This window comes from Micromonospora sp. WMMD737 (assembly GCF_049179055.1).
In the GTDB taxonomy this organism is placed as follows: domain Bacteria; phylum Actinomycetota; class Actinomycetes; order Mycobacteriales; family Micromonosporaceae; genus Micromonospora; species Micromonospora reichwaldensis.
Genome location: NZ_JBMHMH010000001.1, coordinates 5,540,987 through 5,555,425 on the forward strand (window position 1 = coordinate 5,540,987; position 14,439 = coordinate 5,555,425).

Here is a 14,439-nt window from a genome sequence, read left to right on the forward strand (position 1 = left end):
GATGGCCGATCCGATCATCGAGGCGGAGGGGCTCGGCATCCGGTTCGTCCGCAACCGGCGGCGGCAGTTGCGGCTGCGGGAGGTGTTCATCCACCGGGGGCGGCGCGGCGCCGACGACGGCCGGTTCTGGCCGCTGCGGGACGTGTCGTTCTCGGTCCGGGCCGGGGAGACCGTGGGCGTGGTCGGCCGCAACGGCACCGGCAAGAGCACCCTGCTGCGGCTGATCGCCGGCGTGCTCATCCCCGACGAGGGTCGGATCCGCGTGCGCGGGGACGTCGCGCCGCTGCTGGAACTCTCCGCCGGGTTCTCCAACGACCTGACCGGGCGGGAGAACCTCTACCTGGTCGGCGGCCTGCACGGGCTTCCGTCGGGCTACCTGCGGCGGCACTTCGACGACATCGTCTCGTTCGCGGGCGAGCAGGTGGAGCGGGCCGTCGACACGTCGGTGCGGCACTACTCGTCCGGCATGAAGGTCCGGCTCGGCTTCGCCATCATCTCGCACCTGCCGCACCCGATCCTGCTCATGGACGAGGTGACCGCGGTCGGGGACGAGGAGTTCCGCAAGAAGTGTTATGCGACGATCGACCGTCTGCTCGGGGAGGGGCGCACTCTGGTGCTGGTGTCACACAACGAAAAGGACCTGACCCGGTTCTGCCGTCGGGGGTTGTACCTCGACGGGGGCCGGGTGGGCGTCGACGGCACGATCGCCGAGGCGCTGCACGCGTACCACGCCGCGGTTCCGCGGTGACGCTCGCGATCGTGCTCGCCGCCGACGCCCCGGCCGCGAGCCTGCCGACCCGCTCGGGCGAACGCCTCGCCGACCGGCTGGCCGACCAGCTCCGGCGTGCCGGGGCGCACGAGGTGCGCCACGCCGCCGGCCTGGACGAGCTGGCCGACCTCGTCGACGCGGCCACGCAGCCGGTGCTCGTCACCGGCGCCGACCTGGTCGCGCACACCGCCGTACTGCGGCACCTGGCCACCAGCCCCGTCGGGCCGACGGTCGCGCTGGTGCTCACCGACCCGCCCGGCGACGGCCACACGGCCGTGCGCGAGGAGCGCGGCCAGGTGGTCGGGGCCGGACCGGCGCAGGCGCTGGACGGCGAAGCCACCGGCGTGTTCGGTGGCGCGCTGCGGGTCGGCGTCGACGACCTGCCGTCGCTCGCCGCCGCCGCGCGCGCGACCGCCGCCGGGGTGGTGCCCGTCGGCGCGCCGTCGGCCGCCGCGCCGCCGCCGGCCGGGCCCGCCGTGGACCGGCTCTTCGCCGGCCTCGCCGGGCTCGGTGTGCTGACCTTCGCCCAGCGGGTACGCCTGCTCGTGGCGCACCGGGTGGGCGACCCGGCGGGGCTGGCCGCCGCGGAGGCGGCCGTGGCCGCCGTCGACGAGGACCGGGCCGAGCTGAAGCTCTCGGTGAAGGAGCGGGACGACTTCTTCACCACCTTCTTCGTCAGCACCTGGTCGCCGTACGTGACGAAGGCGTCGGCGAAGCTCGGGCTCGGCCCGACCGCCGTCACGATGATCTCGGTGGCCTTCGCGGTGGCCGCCGCCGTGCTCTTCGGCACGGGCGGCCGGCTGGCGCTGGTCGCCGGGGCGGTGCTGCTCTACCTCGGCTTCGTGCTGGACTGCGTGGACGGCCAGCTCGCCCGCTACACCCGGCACTTCAGCGCGTGGGGCGGCTGGCTGGACACGATGGCCGACCGGGCGAAGGAGTACGTGGTCTACGCCGGCCTCGGCTACGGGGCCACCCAGGCCGGCTTCCGGTACGGCTGGGCGCTGGCGATCGCCGCGATCACCCTCCAGACCGTCCGGCACATGACGGACACCTGGTACGGCGTGCTGCACGACGAGGCGGCGCGCCGGCCGAAGGCGGTCGGCACCGCCGGCGGCGGCATCGGCGACAAGCTGAACGCCGCCTCCAACCGGGTGCAGGCCGACACGGGGTCGGTGTCGTACTGGCTGAAGCGCACGGTGGTCTTCCCGATCGGGGAGCGGTGGGCGCTGATCGCGATCACCGTGGCGCTGTTCGGCCCGCTGGTCAGCCTGTACGCGGTGCTGGCCTGGGGGGTACTGGCCTTCGCGTACACCGGGGCGCTGCGTACGCTGCGGGCCCGCTGGATGCGGGTGCCGGTGCTGGACACGGTCGACGCCACCCTGTACCGCGACGACGGGCCGCTTGCCCGGCTCCTGCCGGCGCTCCGGCCGGTGGGCCCGCTGGCGCTGGCGGTCGTCGCGGCGCTGGGCCCGGCGGCGCTGCTGGTGGCGGCGCTGCTGACCCGCGACGGGGCGGAGGTCCCGCGGTGGGCGGTGCCGGTCGCGCTGCTGGTGCTGCTGGTCGCCGGCCTCGGCGCGGGCGCGACGCACGCCGGGCCGCTGGACTGGCTGGTGCCGGCCGCGCTGCGGGCGGGCGAGTTCCTGTTCGCCATCGCGGTCGGGGTGGTCGGCGACGTGCCGCCGTGGCTGATCTTCGGGTACGTCTTCGTGCTGACCCTGCACCACTACGACCTGACCGCGCGGCTGGAGAAGCGGCAGTCCGCCCCGCCGCTGCACGGCGGCACGCTGGGCTGGGAGGGCCGCTCGGTGCTGCTGGCCCTGGCGGCGATCGTCGGTTTTGCGGGTATCGGGATGGCTACACTCGGTACGTACCTTCTCGTGGTTTTCGTGGGGAGTGTCGCCCTCGCCTGGGTCGTCCTGCCCGCCCGCGCCGCGCGGGCGTCGGTGGGCCTGGTCGGCGCGGGAGGTCGCTCGCCGGGCTGACGACAGGGGCCGGCCGATGACACTGATCAGCTTCGTCGTGCCGGCCTACCGGGTGCAGGGCTACCTGCGCGAATGCCTCGACTCCATCCTCGGGCAGCCCGTCACCGACATCGAGGTGATCGGCGTCGACGACTGCTCGCCCGACGACAGCGGCGAGATCCTCACCGAGTACGCGGCCCGCGACCCGCGGATGCGCGCCGTCCGGCTGACGGAGAACGTGGGGCTCGGTCCGGCCCGCAACATCGGGCTGGACCGGGCCGCCGGCGAGTACGTCTGGTTCGTCGACGGCGACGACTGGCTCGCCCCCGAGTGCCTCTCCGAGGTGGTCGGCCGCCTCCGCGCCACCCGCCCCGACGTGCTCCTGGTCGACCACGTCCGGACGCACTGGAACGACGCCACCAGCCGCAGCGCGATGGCGGAGGTCTTCCCGGAGCCGCCCGGCGAGGAGACCTTCCGGCTGCGGGACCGGCCCGAGACGCTGCGGCTGCTGCACACCGCCTGGAACCGGCTGGTCCGCCGGCAGTTCCTGATCGAGGAGGGGCTGCGCTTCGCCCCCGGCTGGTACGAGGACGTCTCGTTCAGCTATCCCGTCCTGATGGCCGCCGAGCGGATCGGCGTGCTGGACCGGGTCTGCGTCAACTACCGGCAGCGCCGCACCGGGGCGATCACCAGGACCAGGGGCGAGCGGCACTTCGAGGTCTTCGACCAGTGGCACCGGGTGTTCCGGCTGATGGACGCCTGGGGGCCGGCGGTCGACGATCTGCGCCCCGCGCTGTTCGAGCGGATGGTCTGGCACTACCTGAGCGTGCTCGGCAACGGGGAACGGATCGACCCCGAGCTGCGGCCGGCCTTCTTCGCCCAGATCACCGCCGACCACGCGCGCTGGCTGCCGCCCGGCGGCTATCCGGCCCCGGCGGGCGCGGAGGGGCTCAAGCACCGGCTGGTGGCCGCCGGGCGCTGGCGTACCTTCAGCGCGCTGCGCACCGCCTACCGCGCGCGGGACGCCGCCCGGCGTACCGCGCGGAGCGCCAGGCGGCGGATCGCGCCCCCGGCCCGGCGCGCGGCCCGGCTGGCCCGGGACGCCCTGCTGCGCGAGTACTACCGGGCCGAGCTGCGCCGGCCGGTCGATGAGACGCTGGCCGTCTACGCGGCCTACTGGTACCGGGGGTACTCGGACAACCCGGCCGCGATCTTCGAGGCGGCCCGGCGGCTGGCGCCGCAGGTGCGCGGCGTGTGGATCGTCCGGCGGGACCGCGTGCACACCGTGCCCGAGGGCGTCGCGTACGTGGTCGCCGGGACGCCCGCGTACTACCAGGCGCTTGCCCGGGCGCGGTGGCTGGTCAACAACGTGAACTTCCCGGACCACGTCCGCAAGCGGCCGGGCACGGTGCACGTGCAGACCCACCACGGCACGCCGGTGAAGGTGATGGGCCTGGACCAGCAGCGCTACCCGGTCGGCGCGGTGGGGATGGACTTCGCCGGGCTGCTGCGCCGGGTGGACCGGTGGGACTACAGCGTCAGCGCGAACAGCTTCTCCACGCAGATGTGGGAGCGCGCGTACCCGGCCGCGTACACCACGTTGGAGGTCGGCTACCCGCGCAACGACCGGCTGGTCACCGCGACCGCCAGGGAGGTGCGCCGGCTGCGTGCCGAACTCGGCCTCGGGCCCGGCGAACGGGTCGTCCTGTACGCCCCGACGCACCGGGAGCACCTGCCCGGCTACCGGCCGCCGTTCGACCCGGAACGGCTGCTCGACGTGCTCGGCCCGGCCGGTCGGCTGCTGATCCGCAGCCACTACTTCCACGACCGGGAGCTACGCGCCTGGCGCCCCGCCGACCGGGACCGGGTACGCGACGTCAGCGGCCATCCGCGCGTGGAGGACCTCTACCTCGTCGCGGACGTGCTGGTCACGGACTACTCCTCGGCGATGTTCGACTACGCCGTGCTCGACCGGCCGATCGTCGTCTACGCCCCCGACTGGGAGGCGTACCGGCTGGCCCGGGGCGTCTACTTCGACGTGACGGCGGAGCCGCCGGGCGCGGTGGCCACCAGCTTCGCCGACCTGCTCGACCTGTTCCGCGCCGGCGGGGTCGACTCGGCGGCGGCGCGCTCGGCCCGGCAGCGGTTCCGGGCCCGGTTCTGCGCGCTCGACGACGGCCACGCCGCCGAGCGGGTGGTCCGCCGGGTCTTCCTCGGCGAACCGGCCACCGCCACCCGGCCGGCGCGCGGAGTCGGCGCGCTGGCCCCGGCGTCGCAGGCGGGAGGCGGACCCCGTTGACGCTGGCTCGTCCCGGCGGGTGGGCGTCACAGGGCCGTCACAAGCCGAACATGGCACGTTTACCCGATGTGCGAACCGCATGATCCTCGTCACAGTCATTCGGGATTCGGTCGACGAGGTGGGGGGAGGGCACGGTGACAACCGTCGCACTCAAGGATGTCACGAAGGTGTTCCGGGACGGCACCCTCGCCGTCGACAGCGTCAATCTCGACGTCAACGACGGCGAGTTCATGGTGCTGCTCGGCCCGTCGGGCTGTGGGAAGTCCACGGTGCTGCGGATGGTGGCCGGGCTGGAGGAACCGACGTCGGGCGCGGTGATGCTCGACGGCGAGCTGGCCAACGACCTGCCGCCGCGCGACCGGAAGATCGCCATGGTCTTCCAGGACTTCGCGCTCTACCCGCACATGACCGTCGGCGACAACATCGCCTTCCCGCTCAAGCTGGCCGGGTTGGAGCCCGAGCCGCGCGGCGAGCGGGTCACCGACGTGGCCAGCGCGCTCGGCATCGGCGACGTACTCGGCCGCAAGCCCAGCCAGCTCTCCGGCGGGCAACGCCAGCGGGTCGCGATGGGCCGGGCGATCGTGCGCCGTCCGGGCCTCTTCCTGATGGACGAGCCGCTGTCGAACCTCGACAGCGGGCTCCGGGCCGAACTGCGCGCCGAGATCTCCGGCCTGACCCGGGAGCTGGGCGTCACCACCATCTACGTCACCCACGACCAGGCCGAGGCGCTGACCATGGCAGACCGGGTCGCCATCATGCGCAAGGGCGTCCTCCAGGACGTCGGCACCCCCACCCAGGTCTACGGCCGCCCGGCCACCCTCTACGTGGCCGCGTTCCTCGGCAGCCCGCGGATGAACCTGCTGGAGGCCTCGGTCTACGTCCACCTCGACCGCTACGTCACCCTCACCCTCGGCGACCAGGCACTCCACCTGCCGTGGGACGACATCCGCAGCCGGGCGGTCGCGCACTACCACGGCGAGCGGATCGTGGTCGGGATGCGGGCCGAGGCGCTCACCCCGGTCGCGCCGGACGCCCAGGGCGCCGTGCTGCACGGCCGCATCCGCTATCTGGAGCACCACGGGCACGAGTCGCTCGCCTTCCTCGACATCGGGGCCACCGCGATCGTGGTGGACGAGATGGGCACCCGGACCGAGGAGGCGCCCACCGGCCAGCGCGGCCTGCGCCGCTTCGGGCAGGTGATGCAGCGGCTGACCGGGCGCGCCGCCGAGGAGGAGCCCGCCCCGGTCGCCGCCACCCGCACCAGCGTGCTCAACGACCCGGGCCGGCACCACCGGCGCCCCGCCGAGCTCGCGGTCCGGCTCGCGCCGTACCCGGGGATCGCCGCCGGGCACCCCCTGGCCGTCTCCGTACGCATGGACGCGCTGCACTTCTTCGACGAGCGCGGCGACCGGATCGACGTCGGCTGGCGCTGACGGAGGTGTAAGGAAGGGCGGGCTTGTCGGGGAAGTTACCGGCTAGTAACGTCGGGCCATGACCATCGACTCGCGCCAGGTGGCGGCCGGCATGTTGGAGGCTGTGCCGTTCGCCCGTACGCTCGGCATCGAATTCGTCGAAGTGGCCCCCGAGGCGGAGGGCGGGGTACGGGTGACCGTCCGGCTGCCCGACTCGCCGGCCACCCACAACCACGTCGGCGGCCCGCACGCCGGGGCCATGTTCACCCTCGGCGAGACCGCCTCCGGCGCTGTCGTGCTGGCCGCGTTCGGGCAGCTGCTCGACCGGGCCACGCCGCTGGCCGTACGGGCCGAGATCGCGTACCGGAAGCTGGCCATGGGCCCCGTCCTGGCCACCGCGCGCCTCGACGGGCCGGTCGCCGAGGTGGTCGCGGAGCTGGAGTCCGGCCGCCGGCCGGAGTTCCCGGTCCAGGTGGAGATCGCCACCGAGGAGGGCAAGCCGACCGGCGGGATGACAGTGGTCTGGACGCTGCGCCCGAACTGAGCCGCGCGGCAAGCGGACCGAAAGCGGTTTACGGGCGCGGAGGTCTGGATAGATTCGTACCGTGCTGGGCCTGCCTGCTCACGTGACCGCCTGTCTCTTCGATCTGGACGGTGTGCTGACGCAGACCGCCCGGGTGCACAACGCCGCGTGGACCGAGACGTTCGACGCCTTCCTGCGCCGCCACGCCGCCGCCACCGGCGCACAGTTCCGTCCCTTCGACCCCGGGCCGGACTACAACCGCTACGTCGACGGCCGGCCGCGCGCCGACGGGGTGCGCACCTTCCTCGCCTCCCGGGGCATCGTGCTGCCCGAGGGGTCGCCCGACGACCCGCCGGACGCCGACACCGTCAACGGGGTCGGCAACAGCAAGAACGTGCTGCTGCTGGAGCGGCTGCGCACCCACGGCGTGGACGTCTACCCCGGCTCCGTCGCCTATCTGCAGGCGGCGCGTGCCGCCGGACTGCGCCGGGCGGTCGTCACGGCCAGCGCGAACGGCCGGGAGGTGGTCGCCGCCGCCGGGCTGGAACCGCTGCTGGAGGCGCGGGTGGACGGGCTCGTCGCCCGCGCCGAGGGGCTGCGCGGCAAGCCCGAGCCGGACACGTTCCTGGCCGGCGCGAGACTGCTCGGGGTCGACCCGCGCAACGCCGCCGTCTTCGAGGACGCCCTCGCCGGGGTCGCCGCCGGCCGCGCCGGCGGGTTCGGGTACGTGATCGGGGTGGACCGGGTCGGCCAGGCCGCCGAGCTGCTGGCCCACGGCGCCGACGTCGTGGTCACCGACCTCGCCGACCTGCTCGACCCCGGGCAGACCGCGTGATCCGGGAACGGGCCTATCCGGTCGAGCCGTGGCACGTCCGGGAGATCCGGCTGGACATGGACGTCCTGGCCCAGTCCGAGTCGGTCTTCGCCCTCTCCAACGGGCACGTCGGGCTGCGCGGCAACCTCGACGAGGGGGAACCCCACGGCCTGCCCGGCACGTACCTCAACTCCTTCTACGAGCTGCGCCCGCTGCCGTACGCCGAGGCCGGCTTCGGGTTCCCCGAGTCCGGCCAGACCGTCGTCAACGTGACCAACGGCAAGCTGATCCGGCTGCTCGTCGACGACGAGCCGCTCGACGTCCGCTACGGCGAGCTCCTCGCCCACGAACGGGTCCTCGACCTGCGCGCCGGCACCCTGCACCGCGAACTGCACTGGCGCTCCCCGGCCGGCCGCGAGATCAAGGTCCGCAGCACCCGGCTCGTCTCGTTCACCCAGCGCGCCGTCGCCGCGATCAGCTACGAGGTCGAGGCGGTGCACGGCCCGCTGCGGCTGATCCTCCAGTCGGAACTCGTGGCGAACGAGGCGCTGCCCGCGCAGAGCGGGGACCCGCGGGTCGCGGCCGTGCTGGAGTCGCCGTTGCAGGCCGAGGAGGAACTCACCACCGCCGACGGCGGGCTGCTGATCCACCGCACCAAGGTCTCCGGCCTGCGGGTGGCCGCCGCCATGGAACACGAGGTGTACGCCCCGGGGCGCACGACCAGCCAGTCCGAGGGGTACGAGGACTGGGTGCGTACCACGATCGGGTGCGTGCTCCAGCCCGGCGAGACGCTGCGCGTGGTCAAGTACCTCGCGTACGGCTGGTCGAGCCGCCGGTCGCTGCCGGCGATGCGCGACCAGGTCGAGGCCGCCCTGACGGGGGCGCGGATCGACGGCTGGGACGGGCTCCTCCGCGAGCAGCGCGAATACCTCGACGAGTTCTGGGACGCCGCCGACGTGGTGGTGGAGGGCGACCCGGAGATCCAGCAGGCCGTCCGGTTCGGCATGTTCCACGTCCTGCAGGCCGGCTCCCGGGCGGAGCGGCGGCCCATCGCCGCGAAGGGCCTGACCGGTCCGGGGTACGACGGGCACGCGTTCTGGGACACGGAGATGTTCGTCCTGCCGGTGCTCACCTACACCCAACCGGCCGCCGTGCGGGACGCGCTGCACTGGCGGCACGGCACCCTGGCCGCCGCGCGCGAGCGGGCCCGGACGCTCAACCTGGAGGGCGCGGCGTTCCCCTGGCGCACCATCGAGGGGCCGGAGTCGTCGGGGTACTGGCCGGCCGGCACCGCCGCCTTCCACATCGCGGCCGGCGTCGCCGACGCGCTGCGGCGCTACGTCCAGGTCACCCAGGACACCGAGCTGGAACGCGAGATCGGGCTGGAGCTGCTGGTGGAGACCGCCCGGCTGTGGCGGTCGCTGGGTCACCACGACCGGCACGGCCAGTTCCACATCGACGGGGTCACCGGCCCCGACGAGTACACGGCGGTGAAGAACGACAACATCTACACCAACCTGATGGCGCAGCGGAACCTGATCAGCGCGGCCGACGCGGTGATGCGCTACCGGGACGAGGCGTTCCACCTCGGCGTGACCGACGAGGAGGCGGCAGCCTGGCGGGACGCGGCGGCGTCCATGCACATCCCGTACGACGAGGAGATCGACGTCCACGAACAGGTGGAGGGCTTCACCCGGCTCCAGGAATGGGACTTCGTGCACACGCCGCCGGAGAAGTACCCGCTGCTGCTGCACTACCCGTACTTCGACCTCTACCGCAAGCAGGTCGTCAAGCAGGCGGACCTGGTCCTGGCCATGCACTGGCGCGGCGACGCGTTCACGCCGGAGCAGAAGCTGCGCAACTTCCTCTACTACGAGCGGCGTACGGTGCGCGACTCCTCGCTGTCGGCGTGCACCCAGGCGGTGCTGGCCGCCGAGGTGGGACACCCCGAACTGGCGCACGTCTACCTGCGCGAGGCCGCGCTGATGGACCTGCACGACCTCAACGAGAACACCCGCGACGGGGTGCACATGGCCTCGCTCGCCGGCGCGTGGATCGCCCTGGTGGGCGGGTTCGGCGGGCTGCGCGACCACGACGGCAACCTCTCCTTCGCGCCGCGGCTGTCGAGCCGCCTCGGGCGGCTGGAGTTCTCCCTCCAGTGGCGCGGGATGCGGCTGCGGGTCGACGTCCGGCCGCACCAGACCACGTACGCGCTGCGCCACGGCGACCCGGGAGACGTGCTGGAGTTGCGGCACCACGGCGAGCCGGTCCGGGTCACCTGCGGGGAGCCGGTGACGATGCCGATCCCTGCGGCGGAGGTGTCGGGCCCTGTCCCGGAGCAGGCCCCCGGCCGGGCTCCCCTGCTCCGCCTGCCCGAGAACGAGCCGTGACCGACCGCCGGCCCGCCGTCGACGACGGCGGGCCAACGGCGTAGGACCTGTGCCGGTCGCCCGGCGGCGTCCGGTCAGAGCGGCCTGCCCTGTGACGGGCGGTCCGCCGCGTCGCGGGGCGCCATCGCCCGCGGGTCGTCGGCCGTGCGCGCCTGGGCGGCGTCGTCCGCCCAGTCCCGGCCGCGTTCGGTGTCCTGTTCCCGCCGGTCCCGGTCGGTGGTCTGCTGCCGGGTCTCCCGCTGCTGCTGGGCCATGGCGATCCTCGCGATCCGTCGGGGCGCGGCTGCGCCGGTACGGTCTGCGGTCACCCGACGCCTACCCGGGCCCCTCGGCGACAAACGCGGGGGGCGCCGGGGCCGCTTGCCGGCGCCGGGGACGGGTATGCGGCCGGAACGGGGACGACCGAGGACGTACGGAGGCGAGATGGACGTGCGCAGCAGCGCGGTGGCGATCCCGGCGGGGGACGCCGAACTTCCGGCCGACCTGCTGGTCCCGGCGGAGCCGGCCGGCGTGGTGCTCTTCGCACACGGCAGCGGCAGTTCCCGGCACAGCCCGCGCAACACGGCCGTGGCGCACGTGCTCAACCGCAGTGCCCTCGGCACCGTGCTGGTCGACCTGCTGACGCCGGCGGAGGACCAGGTGGACGCCCGTACCGCCGAGCTGCGCTTCGACATCCCCCTGCTCGCCCGGCGGCTCGCGGCGATCGTGGACTGGCTGGCGGCGGAGCGACCCCTCGGCGCCGTGCCGATCGGGTTGTTCGGGGCCAGCACCGGGGCCGCCGCCGCCCTGGTGGCGGCGGCGGCCCGGCCGGACCTCGTCGGCGCGGTGGTCTCCCGGGGCGGCCGTCCCGACCTGGCCGGCGCCGCGCTCGATCAGGTGCGCGCGCCCACGCTGCTGCTGGTCGGCGGCCTGGACGAGCAGGTGATCGCGCTCAACGAGCAGGCCCAGGAGGCGCTGCCGGACACGGCCGAGCTGACGGTGATCCCGGGGGCGACCCACCTCTTCGAGGAGCCCGGCACCCTGGAACAGGTGGCGCACAGTGCCGCCGACTGGTTCACCACCCACCTCCCCGCCCCGCACTGAGGACCCACCCGGCAGGTGGTCAGGCGAGGGTCGGGGGCGCGGGCGTCGGGCGCTGGCGGTGTTGCTGGATGGTGTCGATCACCCGCCAGACGACGGCGGTGATCGGCACCGAGACGAAGGCCCCGGCGATGCCGGCGATCAGGGTGCCGGCGGTCACCGCCACCAGGATCACCGCCGGGTGCAGGCGCACCTGACGCTTCATGACCAGCGGCTCCAGCAGGTTGCCCTCGACCTGCTGGACGGTGATCACGGCGGCGAGGACGAGCAGTGCGGTCACCGGCCCCTTCGCCGCGAGCGCGACCAGCACCGCCACGGCGCCGGCCACGGTCGCCCCGATGATCGGGATGAAGCCGCCGAAGAAGGTGATGAGCGCGAGCGGGAAGGCCAGCGGCACCCGGAGCACCACCAGCGCCAGGCCGATGCCGATCGCGTCGATCGCGGCGATCAGCATCGTGCCCCGGGTGTACGCGCCGAGCGTCCGCCAACCCGTCCGGCCGGCCTCGGCGGTCACCTCCCGGTTCGGCCCGGTCGTGCGGGACAGCGTCCAGCGCCACATGGACCTGCCGTCCTTGAGCAGGAAGAACAGCAGGACGAGCGCGAGCAGTGCCGAGCCGAGCACCTCCGCGGCCGTCCTGGCGCCGGAGACCGGGTCGACCGTGCCCTGCCCGAGCCCCTGGCGGGCCTGGTCGAGCAGCTGGTCGAGCTGAGCGTCGCTGACCGGCAGCGTCGAGGTCACGAAGTCCCGGGTCCGTTGCAGGCCCTGCCCCAGCTCGTCGCTCAACTCGCTGAACTGGTTGGCGGTGAGGCTCCACACCAGCGCGCCGACGCCGAACAGCAGCCCGAGCAGCAGCAGTACGGTGAGCAGGGCGGCCAGGGCGGCGGGCAGACGGAGCCGGCGCAGCGCGAGCTGCACCGGGTCGAGCAGCGCGGTGAGGAAGATGGTGACGGCCAGCGCGATGGCCAGCGGCGCGAGCAGCACCGCGATCTTCCCCAGCAGGTACAGCCCGGCGACGATCACCACCAGGCAGGCGCTCCACACCACGGCCGAGCGGACCAGCCAGGGGAGCGCGGCCCAGGTCTGTCGGGAGCCGGCGCCCCGGCCGGGCGTTCCCTCGGGCGTACGCCCGGCATCGTCTGCGACCACGTCGGCCCTCCTCGATCTCCGGCGAGTCGGTACCCGGCCGGCGTCCCTCCGACACCCGCGTCCCCTTTCACGCTAGATGGGCGGCCGGGGCGTCGGGGGCGACCACCCGTTTCCCGAACGCCCCCGGGCTGCTGCTCCGTCGCGTTTGAGCCCTCGGGCCCAGGGAAGGCAGAGATCGGAACCGGCTTCGAGGAGGACCCGATGAGCGACTTCATGGACAAGGCCAAGGACTTCGCCGACAAGCACGACGAGCAGGTCGACAAGGGCCTGGAGAAGGGCGGCGACATGGCCGACGAGCGCACGGGCGGCAAGTACGACGAGCAGATCGACAAGGGCGTCGACCAGGCCCAGGCGCGCACCGGCGAAGGCGACCAGGTCCGCTGAACCCCTCGTAGCGTCCCGGGTCGCCGCGCACGCAGGTGACCCGGGACGACTGCTTCCTGACGGATCGACGCGTACCGCTAGCCAAGGATCGACCACTCTCGCTACTATCCGCAGTCGGAACATGACGCAAAGTGGAGTCATCCCCGACCGGACCGGCGCCCTCCCCTTGGGGCGCCGTGACGAGAGGAAGTCATCCGGTGACCGAGGCCCCCGAGACGACCGCCCACCGTTATCCGTTCAGCGACCCCGACCGGCTCAACCTCGACCCGCGCTACGCCCGGCTGCGCCGGGAGGAACCGCTCACCCGGATCCAGATGCCGTTCGGCGAGCCGGCCTGGCTCGCCACCCGGCACGCCGACGTCCGCACCGTGCTCGGCGACGCGCGGTTCAGCCGGGCCGCCTCGGTGGACCGGGACGAGCCCCGCAACTCGCCGCGACAGCAGGAGGGCGGGATCCTGTCGATGGACCCGCCGGAGCACACCCGGCTGCGTCGCCTGGTGGCGAAGGCGTTCACCGCCCGCCGGGTGGAGGAGCTGCGACCCCGGACCAGGGAGGTGGCCCACGAGCTGGTGGACGGCATGCTCGCGGCCGGTCCGCCGGCAGACCTGGTGGAGCACCTGGCCACCCCGCTGCCGATCCGGGTCATCTGCGACCTGCTCGGCGTCCCCGTGGCCGACCAGGACCGCTTCCACACCTGGTCCGAGGCGATCGTGTCGACCACCTCGCTGAACCCGGAGCAGGCCCAGGAGTACATCGACAGTCTCCTCGCGTACATGGGCGAGCTGATCGCGCGGCGGCGCGAGCAACCCACCGACGACCTGATCGGCGCGATGGTCCGGGCCCGGGACGCCGACGACCGGCTCGCGGAGGACGAGGTCGTGCGCCTGGCCGCCGGGTTGCTCGCGGCAGGGCACGAGACGACGGTGACCCAGATCCCCAACTTCGTGTACGCCCTGCTGACCCACCCGGACGAGTGGGCCCGGCTACGGTCGCGGCCGCACCTGGTGCCGGCTGCCGTCGAGGAGCTGATGCGGTACGTGCCGCTCGGCGCGTCCTCGGCCTTCGCCCGCTACGCCACGGAGGACATCGAGGTCGGCGGCGTGCTGGTACGGGCCGGCGAGCCGGTGGTGGTGTCGATCTCGTCGGCCAACCGGGACGAGACGGTCTTCGCCGACGCGGACCGGCTCGACCTGACCCGGCAGGTCAACCCCCACCTCGGCTTCGGGCACGGGGTGCACCACTGCGTCGGCGCACAGCTCGCCCGGATGGAGCTCCAGGTCGTCCTGGAGACGCTGATCGCCCGCACGCCCGACCTGAGGCTGGCCGTGCCGGAATCCGAGCTGACCTGGAAGAGCGGCCTGCTGGTCCGGGGGCTCGTCGCCATGCCGGTGAGTTGGTGAACGGATGAGTGCGACGGACGAGCAGTGGCGCGTACACGTGGACCCGACGCGGTGCATCGGGTCGGGAATCTGCGCAGGCACCGCGCCGAGGCACTTCGTGCTGGTGGACGGGTTGGCCCGCCCGCTGGCCGAGCGGGTGGCGCCCGACGACGCGTTGGTGGACGCCGCGGACTCCTGTCCGATGGAGGCGGTCATCGTGTCCGAGGCGGACGGCCTGCGCCGGATCGCCCCGGAGACCTGAGCCGGGCGGGTCCTGCCGG

At 73.6% G+C, this 14,439-nt stretch carries 13 protein-coding genes; 11 read left to right on the forward strand and 2 right to left on the reverse strand.

Annotation, left to right across the window (positions count from 1 at the left end):
• Position 1: 1 nt before the first annotated feature.
• From ACN27A_RS24580 to ACN27A_RS24610, 7 genes are all read left to right on the forward strand, one after another.
• Entirely contained in the window at positions 2–748 is a 747-nt protein-coding gene (locus tag ACN27A_RS24580; protein ID WP_421457001.1) for an ABC transporter ATP-binding protein, read from the forward strand.
• A complete protein-coding gene (locus tag ACN27A_RS24585; RefSeq protein ID WP_421457002.1) occupies positions 745–2,751 on the forward strand; it encodes a DUF5941 domain-containing protein in 2,007 nt (668 codons plus the stop codon). Before ACN27A_RS24580 ends, ACN27A_RS24585 begins: the two co-directional genes overlap by 4 nt.
• A 16-nt stretch (positions 2,752–2,767) precedes the next feature.
• A complete protein-coding gene (locus tag ACN27A_RS24590; RefSeq protein WP_421457003.1) occupies positions 2,768–5,029 on the forward strand; it encodes a bifunctional glycosyltransferase/CDP-glycerol:glycerophosphate glycerophosphotransferase in 2,262 nt (753 codons plus the stop codon).
• Between the two features lie 134 nt (positions 5,030–5,163).
• Positions 5,164–6,462: an ABC transporter ATP-binding protein gene (locus ACN27A_RS24595; protein WP_421457004.1), complete on the forward strand. Its 1,299-nt coding sequence runs from the start codon at positions 5,164–5,166 to the stop codon at positions 6,460–6,462.
• 58 nt (positions 6,463–6,520) lie between these two features.
• Positions 6,521–6,985 (forward strand): DUF4442 domain-containing protein, encoded by a 465-nt coding sequence (locus tag ACN27A_RS24600; RefSeq protein WP_421457005.1) that lies wholly within the window; start codon positions 6,521–6,523, stop codon positions 6,983–6,985.
• A gap of 61 nt (positions 6,986–7,046) precedes the next feature.
• Positions 7,047–7,799: an HAD-IA family hydrolase gene (locus tag ACN27A_RS24605; RefSeq protein WP_421457006.1), complete on the forward strand. Its 753-nt coding sequence runs from the start codon at positions 7,047–7,049 to the stop codon at positions 7,797–7,799.
• Positions 7,796–10,168, forward strand: coding sequence for a glycoside hydrolase family 65 protein (locus ACN27A_RS24610; RefSeq protein ID WP_421457007.1), 2,373 nt, complete (start codon positions 7,796–7,798; stop codon positions 10,166–10,168). Before ACN27A_RS24605 ends, ACN27A_RS24610 begins: the two co-directional genes overlap by 4 nt.
• A gap of 74 nt (positions 10,169–10,242) precedes the next feature.
• On the opposite strand, the gene ACN27A_RS24615 is transcribed toward ACN27A_RS24610, so the two are convergent.
• Positions 10,243–10,422, reverse strand: a complete 180-nt coding sequence (locus ACN27A_RS24615) for a hypothetical protein (RefSeq protein ID WP_132231888.1) — start codon at positions 10,420–10,422, stop codon at positions 10,243–10,245.
• 169 nt (positions 10,423–10,591) lie between these two features.
• On the opposite strand from ACN27A_RS24615, the gene ACN27A_RS24620 reads away from it, so the two are divergent.
• Positions 10,592–11,251: a dienelactone hydrolase family protein gene (locus ACN27A_RS24620; RefSeq protein WP_421457008.1), complete on the forward strand. Its 660-nt coding sequence runs from the start codon at positions 10,592–10,594 to the stop codon at positions 11,249–11,251.
• A gap of 19 nt (positions 11,252–11,270) precedes the next feature.
• On the opposite strand, the gene ACN27A_RS24625 is transcribed toward ACN27A_RS24620, so the two are convergent.
• Positions 11,271–12,395 (reverse strand): AI-2E family transporter, encoded by a 1,125-nt coding sequence (locus ACN27A_RS24625; protein WP_421457009.1) that lies wholly within the window; start codon positions 12,393–12,395, stop codon positions 11,271–11,273.
• Between the two features lie 201 nt (positions 12,396–12,596).
• Between ACN27A_RS24625 and ACN27A_RS24630 the strand changes: the two genes are divergently transcribed.
• The 3 genes from ACN27A_RS24630 (at position 12,597) to ACN27A_RS24640 (ending at position 14,420) form a co-directional block, all read left to right on the forward strand.
• Positions 12,597–12,779 carry an antitoxin gene (locus tag ACN27A_RS24630; RefSeq protein WP_421457010.1) on the forward strand — a complete coding sequence of 61 codons (183 nt, stop codon included), beginning with the start codon at positions 12,597–12,599 and terminating at the stop codon, positions 12,777–12,779.
• A gap of 197 nt (positions 12,780–12,976) precedes the next feature.
• On the forward strand, positions 12,977–14,179 hold the full coding sequence (locus tag ACN27A_RS24635; protein ID WP_421457011.1) for a cytochrome P450: 1,203 nt from the start codon (positions 12,977–12,979) through the stop codon (positions 14,177–14,179).
• Positions 14,180–14,183: 4 nt separating this feature from the next.
• Entirely contained in the window at positions 14,184–14,420 is a 237-nt protein-coding gene (locus tag ACN27A_RS24640) for a ferredoxin (protein ID WP_132231878.1), read from the forward strand.
• Positions 14,421–14,439: the final 19 nt, after the last annotated feature.